This is a genomic window from Qingshengfaniella alkalisoli (assembly GCF_007855645.1).
GTDB classification, from domain to species: domain Bacteria; phylum Pseudomonadota; class Alphaproteobacteria; order Rhodobacterales; family Rhodobacteraceae; genus Qingshengfaniella; species Qingshengfaniella alkalisoli.
In genome coordinates this window covers 397,907-419,383 of sequence record NZ_CP042265.1, presented here as the reverse complement: position 1 = coordinate 419,383, position 21,477 = coordinate 397,907, and the positions used below count along the sequence as shown (strand labels likewise).

Genomic DNA, 21,477 nt, shown 5'->3' with positions numbered 1-21,477 from the left:
GCTGAATCTGTGGGACGCCGCCGCAAGCGCTTTCCGCATTTTCAGGAACTGACCGACGGTGCCAAGCGCGGCCCGTGGCCACCAGAAGCGCAACAGTATACACCATCATCACGATAAATGGCCGGAGCATCGGCAAGAGTTGGAGAAAATGTACCTCGAGATTGCGATCGTCATTCTGCTGACGCTGATCAATGGCCTTCTGGCGATGTCCGAACTGGCCATCGTCTCGGCCCGGCCCGCGCGGCTGAAACTTATGGCCGACAAGGGCAGTAAGGGGGCCGCGACCGCCATCAGGCTGGCCGAAGATCCCGGCCGATTCCTGTCCAGCGTGCAGATCGGCATCACGCTGGTTGGCATCCTCGCGGGCGCCTTTTCCGGCGCGACGCTGGGTGCGCGTCTGGCGGCGAGCCTGATCGAGGCTGGCATGCCGCCAGCCTATGCACAGCCGGTCGGAGTTGGGTCGGTGGTGGTGGCGATCACCTACCTGTCGCTGATCGTGGGCGAATTGGTTCCCAAGCAGATCGCCCTGCGTGCGCCGGAACAGGTCGCCGCGCGCGTCGCCCCGACGATGCGGATCATCGCTCGCGTCGCAGCCCCGCTGGTCTGGGTGCTCGACCGGTCGGGCAAGCTGGTGCTGGCCCTGCTTGGCCAGTCGGGCAACCAATCACGCGGGGTGAGCGACGAGGAGGTCCGGCTGATCGTTGCCGAGGCGGAAAGCTCTGGCGCCATGGACCAGGCCGAGAGCCAGATGATCGCCGGCGTGATGCGGGTCGCCGACCGAACCGCGCGGGGGCTGATGACGCCGCGGCATGAGGTCGAGACGCTCGATGCCAGCAGCGACAAGGCGGAACTCCTGCAGCGCCTGCACGACCTCAGCCGGTCCCGGTTGCCAGTCTGGGAAGGGGACGTCGACAACATCACCGGCGTTCTGACCACCCGCGACATCCTTGCCCCCGCGCTGATGAACGAGCCGTTCGATCTGCGGGCCCTGCTGCGCGAGGCGCCGGTGGTCCGGGACGGGCAAAGCGCGCTAGACGTCGTGGATCGCCTGCGGACGGCACCGGCGCACATGGTGCTGGTCTATGACGAGTACGGGCATTTCGAGGGGATCATCACCCCGATGGACGTGCTGGAAGCTATCGCAGGCGAGTTTCCGGACAGCGCCACCGACGAACCCAAGGCCGTGACACGGGCCGATGGAACCTACTTGATCGCAGGCTGGATGCCGGTGGACGAGTTTGCCGACCTGCTGTCGCTGGAGATCGACGCAGACCGCGACTTCGAGACGGTTGCTGGTTTGGTCCTTGAGAAAGTCGGACATCTGCCCGAGGTCGGACAGAGACTGGAACTGCAGGGATGGACGGTCGAAGTCGCCGATCTGGATGGACGGCGCATCGACAAGCTTCTGGTTGGCCGAGCAGACTAGGCTTAGAGCCCGTTCGAAACTCTCTGAATTTGATCAGGGTCTTGCCAGATGGCGCGTGCCAAGCGCATATCGTTTCCGAGTGAATTCGGTCCAGCCCATCGTGATTTCCGTTCTGTCTCGCAAACGAACAGAACCACAACCTGCCGAATGCACTCAATCAGTTTCGGATCGGCCTCTAACAGACCCGCTGCCCGGACCGTTAAGGTGCCGAAGCAGGACAGCGGCAGAGACCGGCCAGTGCGCTCGCCTTGTCCACGAGTTGGCCAGGTCCGCGAGACTCGATTCAACGCCGTAAGAAACCCGCGCCAAGGGGCGAACCAAGGTCGCGCATCTATCTATCCCAAGACAGGCAATCTACACGTTGTTCTTGCGGATGAACCGGACTTGCTTTCCGGTGAGCGGCAACGCCGCATTACGGTTTCCTCGGGCCGGATATCCACAGTTCGCCGAGGTGGAAGGAAAGGCGGCGTGCAAGCAGGAAGGTGACGGTTCACGCGACATTCGGGGTGTCGGAGAACAGCGCATCCGGATCTATTCCGCGCTTTTCGGCGCTCGTGCGCACCGCTTGCCGCAACGCCTTGCTCCGCTTGAGCAAGCGTCGGAACCGTTCCTCGTCGAGCACCAGCAGGGTCGAGGGCGCGATGGCGCGCACCTCTGCCCGCCTGGGCCGCTCCATCAGGATCGCCATCTGGCCGAACATTTCGCCACGACCCAACCGCCAGATCTGGCCTGCACTCTCCAGTTCTACAGCGCCTGATGCGATGAAGAACACGCTCTTCGCAGCGCTTTCCTTGCGGATGATGACGTCGCCAGCGTTGACGTAGCGCGTCTTGAGCGCCCGTCCCAGCCGCTTCAGCGCGGCGTCTTCGAGATCCGCGAAGAGCGGAAACTGCCGGACGAGCTGCGCCCGCTGGGGTGCAATATCGAGGGGTGGGCGCCGCTCTGCGGCGGCCCGACGGGCGGCGACGTCCTGCATGAGCGCGGTATGAACCTCTGCGCCGATCAATCCGTCCTCGCGCATGGTGGTATATTCCCTTTCCTCGAGTCGCAGCGCCGTGCGCCGGATGAAACGGCGTTCGAGTTCCTCGGCATAGCCGGGATATTGCAGGCGTAGCCCCTCTAGCGTCGTCTCCACCGCCTCAACCCGGCGCGCCAGCAACTCGTGTAGCAGGTCTGCCACCCGCCGGCCGTGGATACGGCGGATGCGGCCGTCGATGAAGCGGCCCAGGTCGCGCAGGATCAGACGCTCTGTCAGCAGACGCTCGAACCGGTCGGCGGTCATACGTGCCAGCGGCGCCGACAGGCCTAGTCGGCTGTGCAGCACCACCGCCGCGCGGAAGGCGCGGTCGTAGGCGACGCTGCGCCGCGCAACGCGCTGATAATCGCTGCGCCCGCCGATCCGCGCGCCCTCGATCAGCCGGTCAGCATGCGAAAGAACCCGCTCGGCCATGCTGGCCGAAATCGTTCGCTCCCGGACACGGGCCAGGATTGTATCACGTTCGTGCCCGGCCAGCGCGATCAGCCCCAGCGTAATCCGGTCACGGTCGAGGATGTCGGCGCTGTCCTCGGCGGTCTTCACCGCAGCATCCAGCCGCTCGCCGAAGCGCTTCGCCTCGGCGCGCACGATGTCGTGGGACAACTCGTAATTCTCAGTGGTCCGCGCCACGTCCTCGCGCACTGTCTGGAGGGCGACAGCCACGACCTGCCGCGACAGCGCCCGGTCGATCGGAGACAACTGGTCTAGGCCGAGCCGGGCAATCACCCAGCGCAGCGTCGTGCCCTGTACCATCAGCGTGAAGAGCGTGAAGCCCGTGGCAAGGATGCCGACCACGCGCTTGACCTCGACCGGCACCCGGAAGCTTTCGGTCACCGCAAGGGCCAGGGCCAACGTGACCGCGCCGCGCAGGCCGCCCCAGAGGATCGCGACGCGATAGGGCCGCTCGACCGCGGGCGAGGCGCGCAGGAGTGTGAGCAGGGGCAGCAGGCCGAAGAGGATCACCACCCGCGCCGCGATGGCGGCGAGGATCACCACGCCCATCAGAACGAAATCGGTCAGGCGCACTTCTTCCAGCAGCCGCGGGATCAGGAGTGCTGCGAGGATAAAGATCAGCGCCCCTGCCCAATGTGCCAGCAGGTCCCAGACCTCGCGCAGGTTGGTCCAGCATTGCGGCGGCAGGCGCCCCGGCCCGGCCAGGTTCAGGGTCATGCCCGCCACCACGACCGCGATCACGCCCGAGGCGCCGATCATCTGTTCCGCGCCGATATAGGCCAGGTAGGGCAGCGCCACCGAGATCGAGATCTGCGCCCGCTCGAAGCGGGCAAAGAACGCCATGACCCAGACGGCGATCCGCGCTGCCAGCCAGCCCATCAGCGCGCCCCCCGCGATCAGCACCGGGAACTGTGCCAGTGCGTCGCCGAGGTTCGGGTCCGGCACGCCCAGCATCACGAAGCCCATGAACAGTCCGAAAAGCGCGATGGCTGCTGCATCGTTCAGCAGGCTTTCGCCCTCGATGATCCGCGCAAGCCGACGCGGGGCCGAGATCGACCGGAAGATCGACACCACCGCCGAGGGATCGGTCGTGGATACAATAGCGCCGATCAGCAGACACGCCGCCAGCGGCAGGGCGCTTGCCCATGACAAAGCGTAGCCGACGCTCAGCGTGGCCACGACTACCGCCACGACAGCCAGCACAAGGATCGGCACCCAATCGTCCAACATCCGGCGCAGGTTCATCCCCAGCGTCGTCTGGAACAGTAGCGTGGGCAGAAAGACGTAGAGGAACACATTGGACCGGATCGGCAGACCCAGAATCGCCGCGGCCACCGGGTTCAGGGCATCGGTCAGTTCGGTACGCAGGAAGAAGGTCGCGCTCACACCGATCAGGATGCCGAGCATCGCGAGGATCACGGAATAGGGCAGACGAAACCGCGCGGCCAGCGGTTCTGCCATGCCGATGACCAGGAAAAGCGATGCGAGGATGGTCGTTACGAGAACAATGTCCATGGAATTGAACTAACACAAGGAACTTGGAATGCACCGGCAAAAAGCGGAGCAAGAAGCCCTCGTATGGCCGCGTGACTGGTGCATGATCACGGAACGCGCTCCATTCAGCCAGAGCCAAAAAAGGAAGACGTTTTGGATCAAATTTATTGACGGTTCGCTCCGGAGGCGTCCTGGTAGGTGGCTCGAATCCTTTGATGTTCCTGAACATTCTTCGCTATTTCATGTCCAGATATTTTCAATCAGTTTTAGATGGCACCGGATTGTTGGCCAAGTGATGCTTGCGAATGGGATACGCTTGCGGGCCCAAGGTTGCGGGGTACAATTCGTGCATGTTGCTGCAATTGGATCTTGCAGCGATGTCTGTCCCGAAGTGCTCTGAACCGCCTTGTCGTGTCGAATAGCAACCGAGCTTCAGGGCCGCCAAAACTCCACACACATGAGGAGGCGAGGCTGGGTCACGCTTGTAGAGCAAAGTGTGGAACCCTGAAGGACTGAGCCATTCTTCGCAGTTGCCGCCAGTGATTCCGTTGTGTCTATCATCCGGGTGACATGCCTGCGATTGTGGTCGTGCGCCTTTCTCACCGGATCGATCACCTCGACGATTGCATAGAGGGATGTAGTGCCCATGAGAGGAAACACGCCGTCCTTCACCACCCGGAGCTTGCGCAGGTGCCATTCGAAACGGCGCTTGATGTCGAGTTTGCCCTCGCCGGGAAGCGGGCGGCAATGAACTTGATCTTCGTCATGGAGATCCCTTCAGGCGCGATGGGCCGAGCCCTCGGGCAGAGTTTCTGCAAGAGGGACGTGTTGGAAAGAACCCGGCCGGGGTGGAGGTGAGGGATGCCCCATGGCCGTCAATGGAGGCCACCAGCGCAGCGCTTGATGGCGTCGTTCTGAAGACCCGAAAAAACCGTACTGACGTAAGCTTATGATATTAAACAATATCACCAACCGCAGCGCGACCGATGGTCATTAATCCTGTGCCGGAATGGTCAAATTACCCTCAAATGGACATTTGATGATGGGTCCGACATCCGGCGCATGGCTGCCACCCATCACAGCTCGCCAAATACTTAGCCTTTGCAGCATTCTGATGACAAAGAATTAGGCATGGAAGGAAATATGAGTGACGAAAATCCGCCGATAATTCGAGGAGATGCGGGTCCGACGTGCAATTCTCGAGGTGCATCGATAGTCATGCTGCAGGTGCACTATATCATGGCCGGCTTCGGTCGTCGAAACGTTCAGATCAATCGAGGTGCTCAGCAGATGCCAACGCCGCAGGATCAGAGGCGCGGACAGAAACGGAACGCATTGATTGTCGTTCCTTGCCTGAACGAAGCGCAGCACATAGCACAGCTGCTAGAACAATTGACTCGTACTTTGGATCGCGTCGGGGGCCGGATCGTTGTCGTTGATGGAGGAAGCACTGACGGCACAAAAGAGATCGTCTCACAGTTTGTGACAAGTAATCCTCGCGTCACACTGCTGCATAACCCGGATCGTATTCAAAGCGCGGGGATTAACCTGGCAGTGTCATGCGCGGGAGAAAACGCGTCTCACCTGTTTCGGATTGATGCGCATTGCGGCTATCCCGACGATTATTGCGACCGGTTGATGGCGGAAATGGATAGGACTGGTGCCGATAGCATCGTTGTCAGCATGATTGCGGAGGGGGAAGCTATCATCCAGCAAGTCAATGCTGCTGCTCAGAATGCTCCTGTAGGCAACGGGGGATCGAGCCACCGTATGCGGACCGAGGGCCAGTTCGTCGACCATGGGCATCATGCGTTGATGCGGTTGTCGGCCTTCCGGGCGGTTGGTGGCTACGATCCGGCATTCACCCATAACGAAGACGCGGAACTTGACTTCCGTCTGCGTGAGCGAGGATACCGGATTTGGCTGACACCCGATCCTGCAATTGTCTATTTTCCACGGTCCACGTTCAAGGCTTTGGCGCGCCAGTATTGTAATTACGGTCGTGGTCGTGCGGGCACATTCCTGAAACATGCGATTGTGCCGCGTCTGCGCCAAACGAAGGTGATGGCGGTTCTTCCCGCTTTGTTGCTGGCATTGTTTTCCAGCGTACATTGGGTCTTCGCCTTGCCAGCGCTGCTGTGGTTGGCTGTGACGCTCGGTGCGGGCCTGGGCATGGCTATTCGCGAGCGACGACCAAAGTTGGTTCTGGTGGGCGTGTCAGCCATGGTTATGCATGTTTCATGGTCGTATGGCTTCTGGCGTAAACTGCTGGAACATATTCTTGGCATGGACGGCAGTTCCCTGAAGGCAGCACGATGACGGAAGAGAGGGTTCATATCGAGATATGTGTTTGTACCTTTCGCAGGCCCATTCTCCGCCAAACTCTTGATTCACTGGCGCGACAGGAGTTGCCCGAAGGTGTCACGATCTCGGTTCTCGTGATCGATAATGACGTCTCTCCGTCCGCGCGCACCGTCGTTGAAAGGGCAGAGCACGATGTAGTGCCTATGCGCTACGTTCATTGTCCGGGCGCGAACATTTCGATCGCTCGAAACGGGGCTCTCGATCACGCACAGGGCAGGTTTCTGGCATTCATCGACGATGACGAAGTCGCAAGCCCAAATTGGATTGCAGCGCTTTGGACCGAGATGCGGCGCAGTGGAGCGCAGGCTGTTCTCGGGCCGGTTGATGCCGTCTATGGCGATGATGCGCCACAATGGATGCGGCGTTCGGCAATACATTCCACCCGCCCGGTCTGGGTCGATGGCAAAATCAGAACCGGCTATACGTGCAACGCTTTGCTGGATCGCGACTGGCCTGCGATCCGCGATCTGCGCTTCGAACCCGGCCTGGGACGTACGGGAGGGGAAGATACCGCGTATTTTACCTCTATCGCGAAAGCCGGTGGTGACATCGTCTATGCCGAAGATGCCTTGGTGCGCGAGGATGTTCCTTCAGAGCGTCAGAAAGTCGGCTGGTTGTTGCGTCGCCGTTACCGGATGGGACAGACACATGGGCGGTTGAAGCGGAGGTCCGGTACACTGCTGAAGCTACCTGCCGATATTGGATTGGCCGGAGTAAAGCTGCTCTACTGCCTCGCCGCGGCAGGCTTTGGTGCGTATGACGCGACCAGACGCAACCAGGCGATGCTTCGCGGTGTTCTCCACGCGGGCGTGATTGCCGGGTTGGCAGGCGCACGCGAACTGGAACTTTACGGGGCCGAACCGGCCGGGAAGCAGGTCTAGCGATGAGGGCAACGGCTTGAACGAGTACGGGTTCAGAATTCAGGATGCAGAGCTCGCGCATGATGCATCTGGTCGTTCGTCATTGAACGAGGCCAAAACGCTGGGAGATTTACTGGCTGCGTTGCGTCGTCAGGCGGTGCCGCTCGTTCTGTGCACAGGGCTTGGCCTTGGGCTGGGGCTGTTGAAACATGCTACGACGCCGGAACAATACTACGCTGCAACGACAATTCTTGTTGACGTACGCGCGGGTGACAACAGTGAAGATATTACCGCCAGCATGCCTTATATCCGCAACGATACGTCGCTGCTGAACGAAATGCAGGTTCTGCGGTCGCTGACATTGGCCGAGCAAGTGGTACGTGAACTGAACCTGCACGAAAACCCGGCCTTCACCCGTCCGCCAACTTCTCTGGCCCGCAACCTGCTGGAGTCTGCGAAGAGTATGGTACGCGGTATGATCGGGAACGGGTCTGACCCTGTCACCCAACCCGAAGGATCGCAACAGGAACGAGAAGATGCTGCGATTCAGGGTGCTGCCGTGAAGCTTCAGCGCACGATCGGCATTCAGCGGATCGGGCAAAGCTTTACCATTGATGTCAGCTATGTCGGGTTCGATCCGGAATTGACGTCGCAGATCGTGAACGCCTATGGCGAAGCGTATCTCGAAGACAATCTCGTCGCCAACCTGGAATCGACAGAACGTCTTGCCGAATGGATGCAGGCGCGGATCGCCGAATTACAACAAAGCGCGGAGGATGTCCGGCGCAGGTCCGAAGCTCTACGAGCTGAACAGCCGACCGATGTTCTTGCCCTCAGAGAGTTGGCGCAGCGCGCGTCGAATCTGGATGCGCTACATCAAACCTTGACCGAACGGTATGACAGGCTGGCGGTTCAGGGATCGTTTCCCGCCACAAATGGTCGCATCCTGACCAAGGCCGTGACCCCGAAAAATGCGGCGCTCCCCAAGCTGTGGCAGTCAGTTTCCGTTGCAACGATCCTTGGTCTTATGCTTGGCTTTTCTATTGCCGTGTTGCGTGAAATGCGCGAGCGTTCCTTCCGATTGGGAGAAGACGTTCGGGCTTTGACCCACAAGCCTTTCCTGGGGTACTTGCCGCGTGTGCCCCGGAAGTCGTTTCCGAAGACGCATGGGGTCGATCCCATTCCCGGAATACGCAGACAAATTATGAAAATAGATCCGCTGCTGACTCTGTCCGTCCGAGACCCCAACGCGCTTTTTGGCGAGACGCTCCGCAATGTCCATAGTTCAGTCATGCTCGGCGTATCCGCAGGACGCGGAGGGCAAGTGATCGGGGTGTCGTCGTTGCTGGCTGGTGAGGGCAAAACCACACTCGCCGCCAATTACGCAAATCTTGTCGCTGGATCGGGTGTGCAAACGCTTCTCGTCGATCTTGACTTGCATCGGACAACTCTCAGCCAGGAACTCGATTGTGTCGAACGGCCTGATATTATGGATGTGCTACACGACAAGGCGTCATTACAAGAGGCGGTACGTACAGTCGCTGAAACGGGGCTGGAAGTGTTACCATGCACGCCGGAACAGCAGAGCGTTCGGCGTAGTGACATGCTGTTACGGCACAATATCGTCTCTCTGATTGCCGGACTTCGAGAAAGTTACGACCTCGTCATCCTCGATCTGCCCCCGCTGGGAACCGTTGTGGATACCAAGATCATACATGCTCAGATCGATGGCATCATACTGTCCTGCGCCTGGGGCGATACACCGCGAGCCTTGGTGCGCGATTATCTGCGCAACGAGCCAGAGGTTGCCCACAAGATCCTTGGTGTCGTGCTCAACAAGGTGGATATGCGCGGATTGAGAAAATTCGCCCGACCGGGTGCGCGCGAAATCTACATTGAACAGGAATACGGGTACGGATGAAGACCGTTTGGTGACCCAGCGGAATTACATCTGACGTCCCTATAGCCTGCTGACATATTTTGGTCTAATCTCTCTGGATAGATTGTCGGGGGGAGTGTCGGTGCGTGTCTCCGTATTCGTAGCAATTTTGTTGATCGCATTGGTCACAATCGCAGGGTGGTCGCTATTCAATGGCGTAAGCTGGGGCATGGTTGTGCTGCGCGTGGTTGTCGCTGCGGTGGTCCTGCAAATCGGCTACTTCGTGATGTTGCTGTTGTCGGCTGTGTTGCCGTGGTCTTCCGCATCAGATCAGCAGAAGCATGATCATGGTACCCGTGCGTCGACACCATCCACCGATCATGCCAAGGGCAGTTCTCGCTAGCCTTGTCTGGCAGCAAGGAAGGGGGCCAATCCGCGTTCCGGTCGGCCTAGCAGTCGAATAAGACCTCCACGTAGTGCCAGCCTCAGTGTTTCACGCCAACCCAGCACCTGACCGGCGCGCAGATCTATATGTGACTTTACAAGCCCGCGCGCACGCATATCTGCCGAGTAGCGAAAAGCCGGATGGTTCAGAAACCGTGCTCTGTCGGCTTGGTTTGCCCGTGTCCAAGCGAGTTTCTGCAGTTGCGTGATCGACCGTTTCAGGGACAACTCACGCGCCAAGTAGCCCGTGTTCATGCCGATGTCGCGCGTCGTGTCTTCCCCGTTCTCGGCCCACACGGCCAAAGGTTTCATAGCGACATACATGGGTTCGTTGATTGAAAAGGTGCGCAGATATTCCTGCAGCGTTGCACTGCAAGCTTCATGTATCTCCAGATCGGACTTGGCATGACGCGACCAGAACAGCCCGCCATTTGAGACACCAATATCCGCGATCAGGCACAACCGGAAAACATCGGCGTCGTACAGGCCTTCATTGAGCTTGTCGTCGAGGATGCCGTTCTCGCTTAGCTGCGCGTGGTTTGTGCCGCTACCATGCTCGATCAGTTGGTTTCGGAAAATGATCTCGACGCCTTTGTCACGGCAGACGGCGATGTTTTCTTCCATGAAATCCGGCAGAAGATAGTTGTCGTCCTCGACAACGCAGAAGAAGTCGGCTTCACGCGGGTTTGCCCGCGAAAAGCAGCTGTCGATGTTACGCGATGCGAACCTTTGGGGGCGGTTGTGGTTGAAATGGATGCGTGGATCGCCAAATCCGTCGACTATCTCCTTGGCCGAACCGTTCGGATCATCATCATAAACGTCACATATCCAGTTCTCATGGCTCTGTTCCACTAGGCTTTCGAGACACCGGCGCAGAGCGTCCGGCCGTCGGTAGGTTGGCGTGCGGACCTGAACCAGAGGGTTGTCGGGTGCTGGCAATGGTATGCTCTTCCTTTCCATGGCTGGTGTTTGGGCGGATACACAAACATAACCCATTGCGAACTGGGCGAGCGGCCCGTCGGCACGCACATGCACGCCATCTGTCTGCGTTGCTGTCGACACCTTGGACCAATCCGCCGCAACCCAGTCCGCTTCGCGTTCCGGCAGTTCGATCAACAGGGTCTCCGGAGCGGCCTGTGTGCCCAACGGTGCGAGGTGAACATCAGCCAGGTTTTGTGGCTGGACAGGGGCCGTGGTTGAGACTAACCGCGCCCGTGCTATCCGTGCTAGCCCCAGCACAACATGCGGGTGTCGAATTGCCCTTGCGGCGGCGGGCAGAGCGCGACGGTTCTTGATGTCCTGAACGCAGGTTTCGTACTGCTTGCTGCGCAACAGCGCAGCACGGCGCAATCGGGCCCGTGCTTTCTCGACGGGTCCGAACCGCGGGGCCAAGTCCTCCTGGACCCGGATCATTGCATCTATGTCCTCGGGACGTAGCCGATGAGAAATCGACGCTGCATGGCGACGATAGAGATAGTATGATTGCGGCGTCAGGATCATCCGCGCACCGTCCAGTAGAAGGCGGAGATAGAACTCGTGATCTTCGCCAATGCGAATATCCTCGCGGTAGCGTGAATTCCCGATACGGTCGCGGCGGATCAGGGGTTTGAGATAACCCAGATCTGCCGAGCCAAGCCCGTCTTGCGTTCCGCCAAGCATCATGGCGGGGGTGATCAGTGTAGCAGAACCGGGTGCCACATCACCCAGCAATGTTGGCGGCTCTTGCGCGGTGCCGCTTTCGTGAAAGTAGATCAAATCGTCGGCGCAGCCATCAGCAGCTTCAGACTCGGCAAGCGCGACAAGGCGTTCAAAGCGTTGCGGATGGATCAGATCATCGGAATCAACCACCGCGATCCATTGTCCCTGCGCGGCGGCGAGCGCACGGTTGCGGGCAGCCGCAGGTCCGGAATTCACGGTGGATTTCAAAAGGCGCACGCGCGGGTCCGTCTTTGCAATCGTCTCGACGATTTCAATGCTTCGGTCCGTAGATGCGTCGTCCGCGATCAAAAGTTCCAACGATGACATAGACTGCGCCAGGACCGAACGTATGGCAGACAGCAGATGAGATGCTCCATTGTAGTTTGCCATTACCACGGACACTGCAGGAGGTTCTCCACCGCCATCTGCAGATGTGTCTGACTTATCGTTGGTCGCGTTCACTTCGTTACCTGTCTGTTGTGGCCGTTGTCAGAATAGTGGCCCTACCGCGGCCTGTCCCGCAGTAAATTTTCTTCCACGAATTTCTGCGGCGCAGAAGCGCGATTTTCGATGCCGATGATACATAAATGGGCGACAGCGCCCATGTGATTGATGTTGTGACGGACGTTCCGGCGAGGTTGTGCCGATTTGATGCCCTGATCGCCCTTCCGCTTTGCGCTCAATCTTGAATCGCATCCATGGTCGGAGCACGGACCCCCGTGTTCAGACTAAACTGGAGAGAGCTATGCCATTATGCAGGAACCTTTTTTTGCAATTTTTGACATATGGATTCACGACGCTGACCGCGGCGACTGGCGTGGTGGCGCAAGCGGAGCTTCCGCGCGGCGAAAGCTTTGTTGATGACTTTGACAGCTTCGACTCTTCCATTTGGGGAGTGTCTGATGGCTGGGTCAACGGTGATTGGCAAAACTGTCAGTGGTCTCGCGATGCTATGAATGTTCAGAATGGCATGCTGCACCTGCAGTTCGCCGCGCAGGCAACAGACAATCGCGACTATGTCTGCGGTGAAATCCAGTCACGGAAGGTCTATGGTTACGGGACATATGAAGCGCGGTATCGTACAGCAAAGGGCTCAGGCCTCAACGCGGCCTTCTTTACCTATATCGGTCCACATCACGGCCAGCCTCATGACGAAATCGATTTCGAGGTGCTTACGCGCGATACATCCATGGTGAGCTTGAACACATATGTGTCGAGTGAGCCTAACAATGGAAAACGGGTTCGGCTTCCGCAAGACTCGGACATGAGCTTCATCACCTATTCCTTCGTCTGGTCGGAAGAGGGCATCACATGGTATGTTGACGGCGAGAAAGTTCATGAAACTGCCGCGGGAACACCTCTGCCGACGCATGAGCAAAAGATCTATGCAAGTTTCTGGGGAAGTGATTCGTTTCCAAACTGGATGGGGCCGTTTGATCCTCCGGCAAAGGCTTTGACGATGGAAGTCGACTGGATCGCGTTCACCGCGGAAGGCGAAGATTGCCAGTTCCCGGAATCAGTCGTTTGCACGTTGGACTGAGCCAAATGGTCTTGGAGTTTCGCCCATGTCGGATGTAGCGGGGATCTCGGCGGTTGGACCGCGCAGGGTTGTTACAGTTTCACCCGACTTCCTCCTTGCATCAGCGGCTTTGGCGGCACTCATTTTTGTTCCGGTTCTGCGAGCCCATGGCGCTTTGTTGTTTTTGGCTGCGGGTACGGCGCTGTGCGCTCGCTACTGGCAGCGAAGCATCGTGTCTTGCTTGAGACATTGGTATCTGCTGCTTTTGCCTTGCTTTTGTCTGCTGAGTTTTGCGTGGTCGCAGTATCCCGCGCAAAGTTTTCGGTATGGGCTGCAGCTTTTGGCGACCGTGATCATTGCCGTGGTGATCGCGATGCGCCTCAGTCCGAAGATGTTCGGCCGTCTCCTGTTCGTTTTCTTCGGCATTGCCATGATTGCCAGTATCCTTTTCGGAGAGGTGCGAGGCGATACAGGGGCGTGGTTGGGGATTTATGGCAGCAAGAATGCGCTCGCCGGTGCCGCAGCAACCTTCATTGTGATTGCGGCGTCCCAAATTCTCGACGGCTCGGCACCCTACGGGTATCGCCTCTTGGCTGTGTTTGGCGGTCTGATCGGATGTGTATTGCTGTTGTTGGCACAATCTGTCAGCGCGATGGCGGTGGTTCCGCCCGCGATCCTGATTCAGCTCGGCCTCCTGCTGTACTATCGTATGTCTTCGGCGGAACGCTTTGTGTCGGTCTCGGGCCTGACACTGCTGGGGCTTCTGTTGGCAATTCTGATCGCTACGAACTTTTCGGCGCTCGAAGCCTTGATGTTGGAAACCACCGGCAAGGACGCAACACTGACGGGGCGAACGGATTTGTGGGATGTCGCGCTTCGTTTTATCCGAGAACGGCCGTTTCTGGGGATGGGGTATCAAGCGTTCTGGGTGCATGGACATGCGCCTGCCGAAGCACTTTGGGCCTATTTCGGGATAGACGGGCGCAGCGGGTTCAACTTTCATAACACCTATCTGTCGAACGCGGTGGAAATCGGCATTCTCGGGGTCGGCTTGCAGATATTCGTCCTGTATGGCGCGGCCATACTGACCTGTGTCTGGGCCGTGACGTCACATCGGGCGGAGGCCGCACTGATGTTTGTCATGGTCGTGATCGTGATTATCATCAGCTTTGTGGAAGTGCCGATCTTCTTTCAGTTCAGCCTGCGCAGCGTGTTGATCATCTGTGCCTTCGTCTACGGCGTTGAAGGGGTGCGCGCGAACGGGCGGTGGCGGTAGGTTTCATGCCTTCCGTAGTCGCATGCCATAATCTCGAAGCATCAAATCGACGGCACCGAGGGCGCGATCCGTGGCGCGCTCGATCTCCGTATCCGAACTGAGCGAGGGTTCCATCCTCGCCAGCTTCTCCAGGCTGCGGGCGGCAAAATGCGTGCAAATGCGATTCACAGGAAAGCCTACTGGCCCGTTGAACAGAGCCTGCGCTCGAGGTCCGCTGCCCGACCGGCCAGTGGACACGGCCCAGGCCTCGCGTCCGTTGGATGGGAACAGGGGCTTTGGATCATAGGGAATGGAAAGCGATTCAACCCAGTCGAACCACTTGAACCGGTGGACATGGTGCATGGTCTTCACGCCGATCCAGGGGGTGCGCACCGCGTCAGACACGATCGCGCCATGCATCGCTTCGGTGATCACCAGATTAGCACCGCGCAGCTGGGAGATGACACGATCCGTGGGCTCGGTCGGGTCGATAAAGTGAATACCCGCCAGCTTGCAGGCTTCGCGCCAGTTGCCGCGTTCAATGCTTTCGTAATGCGGGATGAAAGCCACGCCAATGTTGTCATCGGCGACCGGCAGCGGTGTCGCACGCAAAAGCACGGCCGCATCCGTGATTGCAAGTTGTGGATCGAGTCCGAGCGCCTCTGCCGTGCGGGGACCGCGAACGAAGCGAAAATCCCACATCTTGTCCGACATATCCGGCAGGCGAGTATAGCCGCCAAAGCCCGAGCCAACCACCAGCTTTAGCGCATCGCGGGGGTAGTTATGCTGGATCACCGACCCGATCCCGATAAACAGGGTGGATGTGTCCTCGTCGAAGAAATCCGCAGGCAACAGATGGTGCCACATCGTGGCGTTCAACTCGTCGCCGAAATTGGGTGGGGTGCCCTGGAAATAGGTCAGCTTCACGCGGCGGTCTCCCTTTTGGACGAAATGATGCGCAGGATGTTCTTGATCTGCGGATAGGCCAGCAGGCTCAGAACTGCTGTATAGATCAGCCCCGCTGCGAGCCAGCGCAGGATCAGCGCTTCCAGAGGAAGCATACCGGGCAGAAGGTAGGGCAAGCCGAGCACAGCAACGGTCATCGCGACGGTTGCGGCCGCCGGTGCTATAAACGCGCGAAGATATGCGAACAGTCCAGTACCCAGCAGCTTCGTTGTCATTACGACCGATACCGGCCAGACCAGCAGAGATTTGATGATAATCGCGATCATCATCGTCTGAAGGCCAGCGCGATAGGTCAGAAGAATCACGACGATGGACGACAACTGCTGCAGGCATTGATACCAGAACCACCAATCCGCGCGACCCTGGCTGCGGATAAACGCCCCTTGCACAACGCTGATACCCGCGATGCAGCCGATGATGCAGAACATCTGAACGGCGATGCTCGCCTCCTGCCATTGCGGGTCGAACAGTACAGCCATGACATCGGGGGCCAACAGCGCGAGCAGGGTGAACATCGGCAAGCTGATGCAACCTGCGGCGAAGGATGCGATGCCGAAGGCTTGACGTGTCTTTTCCTGATCGGACTGCAGGGTGGATAGCAGGGCGTGGGTCACGGATGACAGTGCCCCGCCGACAAGCTGCGTCAGCATCATGTAGAAGCGTTGTGCGAAGAAATAGAGTCCCAGTAGAGCCGTGCCACCAAGTGCACCCAGAACGATCTGATCCAGCCGCATCGTGGTCAACATCCGCGTGCCCGATGCAAAAAGACCGTATCCCGTAAGCTCACGCAACGCCCCAAGGTCAAATTCGATCCCAGGACGCCAGCCGGATGCCCAGAACCCTATGACGCAGATGACCAAGCTTGCGCAGACTTGACTGATGGCAAGCGCCCAATACCCGTAGCCTGCCCACAGAAGGGATAATGTCAGAACGACGCTGACCGATGTGGCGATGGTCGTGCGCAACGCCACCATCTTGAACTTCATCGACCGTACGATCATCGCATTGGGTACTGCGGCTGCCAGTTCCAGCGGAATACGCAGCGCGAGGACCGGTAACAGCGCAGCGATGGCCGGTTCACCCATCCAGCGCGATAATGGGCCGGCTGCCAACAGGAAGGGCGTGAACAGGATCGCACCCACACCCATCGTCATCCAGAAAACGCTGTCGGCATAGCTTTGACTGATGCTCTGCCGCTGCACCAGCGCTTCCCCGAATGCGATTGGGGACAAGGCGATGACGGTCATTACGATGCTGCTGGCAAGGCTGAACAAGCCCAGATCGGAGGGCGACAAGTACAGCGCGCTGACAAAGAAAACCAGCGTGGAACTCACAACAGGGATCATCGTATGCAACGACGACCACAGTACGCCGAACACGGCCGAACGTGAACGTCCACTGCGCAAATGAGGATGGTAGAGGCCGGCCTTCGCGGGGTCGGCGGTCTCGGAGGTCTGGCTCAAGGAAGGCTCCAATGAGGATGGGTCGTTCAGTTGTAGGTCGGCAGCACGTCCGGATACCGAATCTCGATTACGTCACCGGGCAGGATTTCAGTGGTGCGTTCGGCCTGAAATGCGCGGTTCTCGCCGCCACGGTTGCGCGTCACGGTGATTTCGGGACCGGTGGCCGCATGCACATCAAGACTTTCCAGTGTCACATTTTCGCCCAATGCTTCTGACATCAGCGCGTATTGCGCGTCCAGTTTGGTTTCTGCCTCGGCGATCTTGGCGTTGACTTCTTGCAGGTCGGTCACGGCTGTTTCCGCGCGCGATGCCTCAAGTTGCAGCCGGTCTTCCTCTACATTGCGCAGGTCTTCTCGGGCGGTCAGGACAGATCGTTCGATGTCGAGCAGCCGGCTTTCCAATTCGCTGACATAGCGTACCCGATCGAACAGGCGCGTTTGCGGGACAAGCCCCCGTTCGACAAGCTGCTCTTCCCGTTTCAGCTCGGCGCGACCCGCTTCCAGTTGTTCGTTATTGGTGTCCAGCTTCTGTTCCAGGACACTGATGGATTCCTTTAGCGCGGCCTCGGATTTGTCGAGAAAGGCGTGCTGTTGAGCATAGCGTTCATTACGGGTCGTCAGGATGTCGATTTCAGCGCCGCGAATCGAATTCAGCTCGTCAGTCGTCTCCGGTGCGTCAAGAGTGGCAGCTTGTTCGATTTCGGCCTTCAGCCTGTCGCGGCGCGCCTCCAGATACATCAGTTCTTTGCGCAGGCCGTTGGCGGCACCTCTGGCCTGCAGGTAGTTGCGTTCTTCTCCGTCCAGGGGCTTCGCGCGTTCCAACCCGCCACCAAGCGCAATGGCTTTTATGACAGTCATGCCAGTCGCAAAGTCGTAGACGCCCGGCCTTTCGACATCGCCCGCAAGATAGATCGGCGCGTAACGTTCGACGCCGACGGCGATCCGCGGCGCCCGACCGACCTCGGAATAGTTTGCCATCAGTTTTTCCAGTTCCGCGGCGATTTGATTTGGCGTCTTGCCGGCGACCTCCACTGACCCCGCTAGCGGGACGGAAATGGTCCCTCCACCGCCGACTGAGTAGCTGCCACTTATGCTTGGCAGGTCTTCAACGGTTCCATCTGCGGCGTTCCACATCGCGCCGCGCAAATTCAGAAGATCATTCACACCGACCGCGATGTCTTGCGCATAAGCTGCCGGCGACAGGACAAATGCAGCGGCACATATCGCTATGATTTTATAGGATCTTCTCATGCAAAGCTCTGGTAGGGTTGATTGTCGGCGTTGTATTCGGGGGCTCAATAGGAGCCGCGTGCACCGAGAACCACGGGCACAGTTTTAAGGACGATCCCCAAGTCGCGTTTCAAGGACCAGCCGTGAACATAAGACACGTCGAGGGATACACGTTCGTCGTACCCTAGGTCGCTGCGGCCGCTGACCTGCCAGAGGCCAGTAATCCCCGGTCGGGCGCTCAGATATGATGCAACCGAGTCGCCATAGAGTTTCAGTTCATCGCGTGTGACCGGGCGTGGACCGACAATGCTCATGCTGCCTGACAGCACATTCAGGATCTGGGGGAGTTCGTCAACGCTATAGGCACGTAGCACATGCCCCAATCGCGTCACGCGAGGATCGTGCTTCAACTTGCGTTCGGTTTTCCAGACATGCTGTTCCTTCGGATTCTGCGCAAGGTATTGATCCAGGACCTCGTCACCATTCACGACCATTGAACGGAACTTGAGGCAACGGAAAGCCTGGCCGTCATGGCCGATGCGCGTGTGGCCGAACAGAACCGGTCCACGTGATGTTGCCTTAATCGCCACGGCAACCATCAGTAGAAGTGGGCTGAGCAGCAGCAGCGCCAGTGATGCAATCGCGATATCCAGCATTCGCTTCGCTGTCCCGCCGATCGCTGCACCTCCATTACGGCGGTTGGCGCGGGGCGGCCCGTGGGATTTGGTGCGGGCAAATGAAGTCCGGCCCACATCATTCAATATCGACATATGCTCGCTCCTGGAGTTTCAGGTGATCTCAGATGTAACCCCAGTATTCGCCGAGTCGTTCGCAATTGCAGCGGAAGATTTTCTGCATCGGCAAAATTTAGCCAATTTTTCTTGAGAATCGGTCGTTTAGATGGATATTCGCGTTATTCAACGCGCAGTTGTCGAAATTGGTTTCACTGTATCCAAAAAGAAAACAGTAAAATAAATGATTAAAAAACAAAATGTTGTACTTAGCGCCGGCGGTTGGGCCGATAATCTGGGGAGTACTGCCTAATCCATAGGCAAAACCCCGCAGCACGTCGACAAAAGGGCGCGGTAGGACAGCGCAGGCAGGCAAACGACTTTCGTCGCTGCGTTTCGCAGTTATGTATTGGGGGGTGTCACTATACGGTGTGGCGCCAACGGTAAGGTGCCTGTCCTGCTGTACAGGACGCCGCCGCCTAAAGAAACGAGCGAAGGACGCGCCTCATGTCAGAAGCAGCCCGATCAAAGAAGGAAACCTCTGCCGTGGATGTTTCGGAAGAGCTATGGGATCGTCAGTTCGATACCGGTAACGACTTTCCTCCGGCTACGCTCAGGTATCGCATTGCCATTTGTACCACCCCACGTTGCGGAAGCCATTTTCTGGGGCATCAGATGCGGGCCACCGGAGCTTTCGGTTACCCGCTGGAATATCTTAACCCGGGCAACTGGACTGTGTGGGAGAGCCGTGCACAGCAGGTGCAAGCGACGGATACGCTTGCCTATATCAAATCAGTCCGCACCGGACCGAACGGTGTGTTCGCGACCAAGCTGCACTACGAGCATCTTGAACGGTTTCTGCAGCACGAGCCCGATCCGTTGTCTTATCATTTTATCCACTTGCGCAGACGCGACCTTACCCGGCAAGCGATTTCATTCGCCCGGGCGCAGCAGACGGGCGCATGGATATCGGACATGCCTGAACGTGCCGAGGGTTATTACGACTATGATCTGATTACGGAAAAGCTGAACAGGATTGCCGAGGACAATGCGCGCTGGACCGCCTTCTATTCCGGCTTGCGAATGCCCGTTTTGGAACTGTGGTATGAAGATGTCGTTTCCGATCCTCGCGCGGCCATGAATGCTATAGCTGCACATGTGGGTGTTGCCATGCCTGAACATGAAACGACCGAAATGGTCTTTCAACCCAAGGTGCAGCGATCGGCTGGCGGAGAGACCGATGACTGGCGGCAGCGTTTTGAGGCTGACTGCCAAGCGGCGCTGCGGCGTCGTGCAGCACTGCCGGGATACCGACCAATTCCCAGGAAACAGATCGTCAAAGCCCGATTGCGTCATGCAGCAAAGAGGCTGCAACGTCGTGTCTCACGACTTGTAGAGGTCTAGCAACTACGCGACTTTGGATTTGAATGGCAGCACTGGGTTGAGTGCTGTGGTCAGATCTTCGGCGTGCAACTCAAATCGCCGCGCGTCTTTTGCAAGGAGCGCGGCTGCCATCGCCTGCGTTTGTTCCGGTTCAAGACCATGCAGAAGCTGCACCAGTGCATCGGAGGTCGCCTCCGGTATGGTCAGCCCCATCTCGCCGTCAACGACATGCTTTCCTGTCTGGGTGTCGGCGACCGCAACCGATGGACAACCAAACCAGCTCGCCTCGTATATTCTGTTGGGCAAGAGCCAATCGGAGTTTGCGCCGCGCTGCCAAAGATCCTGCGCCCATACCAGATCGCAGGACGAATATATTTGCGCCAGATCACCGGGATAACTGTATGGTCCGAACACTTCGACATTGGGAAGGTCACCGATTGTCTTGTCGAACTCGGGCAAGGCATGCCGGTGGATATTGCCGTGGATCTTGATCTGAAGATCTGTGCCCATGCGTTTCGCGGTTTCTGCCAGGATTTTCAGGCTGGGCGCACAGCGGATCGAACCAACCCACCCCAGCACAAGGGGCCCGTCTCCCACAACACGCGAAGGGTGCATGGGGCGAGCGGGTTTCTGCCCGTCAAACCACAGCTTGTTTTCCACTATGGAAACAGGGCCCGTGTAGCCTTGCGTCGGTCGGAAGTAGTTCTCGACGAAGCCTGGCGAAGATACGACCAACAGTTGAGTTCGCGCCAGAAGCTTGCGTTCCAGATACCGCATGGCACGGCCGATCTGGTCTGTCCTGGTAAAAAGTCCATGGATATCGAGGCACTCGTAAACGAGCGGTGTATCGCCAACACCGAACCGCCGTCGCGCCAGGTGCGCCAGGAACAGAAGGTCGAAGTTTCGCGCTATGATCAGGTCTGCTGCCGCGATTTGTTCTCGTGCGCCTGCCATTCTAGGGATTGCCCGAAGCAGGGCCGCGATGCGTTTCCCGTAACTCTCGTTAGGTGCGTATCCGAGGTCGGTGTTGTTCCATTCAGGTTGAAAATCCGCGTTCATGTTGCCGCGTCGAAAGGTAAGGCTGCTGACGTCGTGACCCAGCTTGCGCAGGCTGCGAATGCGACGAACCTGTGAGGCTTCGGTCAGGTCGAAACCGAAAACGACGATCTTTGCCATGGATGCTCCGCGCTGAACTGGGTTGCCCTTGGACCCTGTATTTGACCCAACGCGCAGGGACGCAAACCTTCCTTCAGTTCTGGTGCTGGTTAAGCAGAAAC

General features: G+C 58.4%; 15 protein-coding genes. 8 read left to right on the top strand and 7 right to left on the bottom strand.

The genetic code is table 11. The features are described from left to right. Positions 1–148 precede the first annotated feature (148 nt). Positions 149–1,426, top strand: a complete 1,278-nt coding sequence (locus FPZ52_RS18355; protein ID WP_146367040.1) for a hemolysin family protein — start codon at positions 149–151, stop codon at positions 1,424–1,426. A gap of 490 nt (positions 1,427–1,916) precedes the next feature. Here the strand turns inward: FPZ52_RS18355 and FPZ52_RS18350 are convergent, their stop codons facing one another. Then, a complete protein-coding gene (locus FPZ52_RS18350) occupies positions 1,917–4,430 on the bottom strand; it encodes a cation:proton antiporter (RefSeq protein ID WP_146367039.1) in 2,514 nt (837 codons plus the stop codon). A gap of 1,269 nt (positions 4,431–5,699) precedes the next feature. On the opposite strand from FPZ52_RS18350, the gene FPZ52_RS18345 reads away from it, so the two are divergent. From FPZ52_RS18345 to FPZ52_RS18330, 4 genes are all read left to right on the top strand, one after another. Further along, positions 5,700–6,728, top strand: coding sequence for a glycosyltransferase family 2 protein (locus FPZ52_RS18345; protein ID WP_146367152.1), 1,029 nt, complete (start codon positions 5,700–5,702; stop codon positions 6,726–6,728). Continuing rightward, positions 6,725–7,654, top strand: a complete 930-nt coding sequence (locus FPZ52_RS18340) for a glycosyltransferase family 2 protein (protein WP_146367038.1) — start codon at positions 6,725–6,727, stop codon at positions 7,652–7,654. The genes FPZ52_RS18345 and FPZ52_RS18340 overlap by 4 nt, the downstream gene beginning before the upstream one ends. A 16-nt stretch (positions 7,655–7,670) precedes the next feature. After that, positions 7,671–9,554: an AAA family ATPase gene (locus tag FPZ52_RS18335; protein ID WP_168201419.1), complete on the top strand. Its 1,884-nt coding sequence runs from the start codon at positions 7,671–7,673 to the stop codon at positions 9,552–9,554. A 100-nt stretch (positions 9,555–9,654) separates the two neighbouring features. Beyond that, positions 9,655–9,915 carry a hypothetical protein gene (locus tag FPZ52_RS18330; protein WP_146367036.1) on the top strand — a complete coding sequence of 87 codons (261 nt, stop codon included), beginning with the start codon at positions 9,655–9,657 and terminating at the stop codon, positions 9,913–9,915. Here FPZ52_RS18330 and FPZ52_RS18325 read toward each other — a convergent pair. Beyond that, the gene (locus tag FPZ52_RS18325) at positions 9,912–12,050 is read right to left on the bottom strand and encodes a glycosyltransferase family 2 protein (protein ID WP_420851739.1); all 2,139 of its coding nucleotides are present in this window, start codon (positions 12,048–12,050) and stop codon (positions 9,912–9,914) included. The two genes, FPZ52_RS18330 and FPZ52_RS18325, sit on opposite strands and share 4 nt — an antisense overlap. Before the next feature lie 349 nt (positions 12,051–12,399). Here FPZ52_RS18325 and exoK point away from each other — a divergent pair, with 349 nt between their 5' ends. Continuing rightward, positions 12,400–13,194, top strand: a complete 795-nt coding sequence (exoK, locus tag FPZ52_RS18320; protein WP_146367151.1) for an endo-1,3-1,4-beta-glycanase ExoK — start codon at positions 12,400–12,402, stop codon at positions 13,192–13,194. A 328-nt stretch (positions 13,195–13,522) separates the two neighbouring features. Further along, positions 13,523–14,449, top strand: coding sequence for an O-antigen ligase family protein (locus FPZ52_RS18315; RefSeq protein WP_240804556.1), 927 nt, complete (start codon positions 13,523–13,525; stop codon positions 14,447–14,449). Positions 14,450–14,452: 3 nt separating this feature from the next. Here the strand turns inward: FPZ52_RS18315 and FPZ52_RS18310 are convergent, their stop codons facing one another. The 4 genes from FPZ52_RS18310 to FPZ52_RS18295 are packed head-to-tail and all read right to left on the bottom strand — an operon-like array spanning position 14,453 to position 18,856. Next, positions 14,453–15,355: a polysaccharide pyruvyl transferase family protein gene (locus tag FPZ52_RS18310; protein WP_240804522.1), complete on the bottom strand. Its 903-nt coding sequence runs from the start codon at positions 15,353–15,355 to the stop codon at positions 14,453–14,455. After that, positions 15,352–16,857 (bottom strand): lipopolysaccharide biosynthesis protein, encoded by a 1,506-nt coding sequence (locus FPZ52_RS18305; RefSeq protein WP_240804521.1) that lies wholly within the window; start codon positions 16,855–16,857, stop codon positions 15,352–15,354. The genes FPZ52_RS18310 and FPZ52_RS18305 overlap by 4 nt, the downstream gene beginning before the upstream one ends. 26 nt (positions 16,858–16,883) lie before the next feature. Next, positions 16,884–18,107, bottom strand: a complete 1,224-nt coding sequence (locus tag FPZ52_RS18300; protein WP_146367033.1) for a polysaccharide biosynthesis/export family protein — start codon at positions 18,105–18,107, stop codon at positions 16,884–16,886. A 44-nt stretch (positions 18,108–18,151) separates the two neighbouring features. After that, entirely contained in the window at positions 18,152–18,856 is a 705-nt protein-coding gene (locus FPZ52_RS18295) for a sugar transferase (RefSeq protein WP_240804520.1), read from the bottom strand. 468 nt (positions 18,857–19,324) lie between these two features. On the opposite strand from FPZ52_RS18295, the gene FPZ52_RS18290 reads away from it, so the two are divergent. After that, positions 19,325–20,221, top strand: coding sequence for a Stf0 family sulfotransferase (locus tag FPZ52_RS18290; protein ID WP_146367032.1), 897 nt, complete (start codon positions 19,325–19,327; stop codon positions 20,219–20,221). Positions 20,222–20,224: 3 nt separating this feature from the next. On the opposite strand, the gene FPZ52_RS18285 is transcribed toward FPZ52_RS18290, so the two are convergent. Beyond that, entirely contained in the window at positions 20,225–21,376 is a 1,152-nt protein-coding gene (locus FPZ52_RS18285; protein WP_146367031.1) for a glycosyltransferase, read from the bottom strand. Positions 21,377–21,477 lie beyond the last annotated feature (101 nt).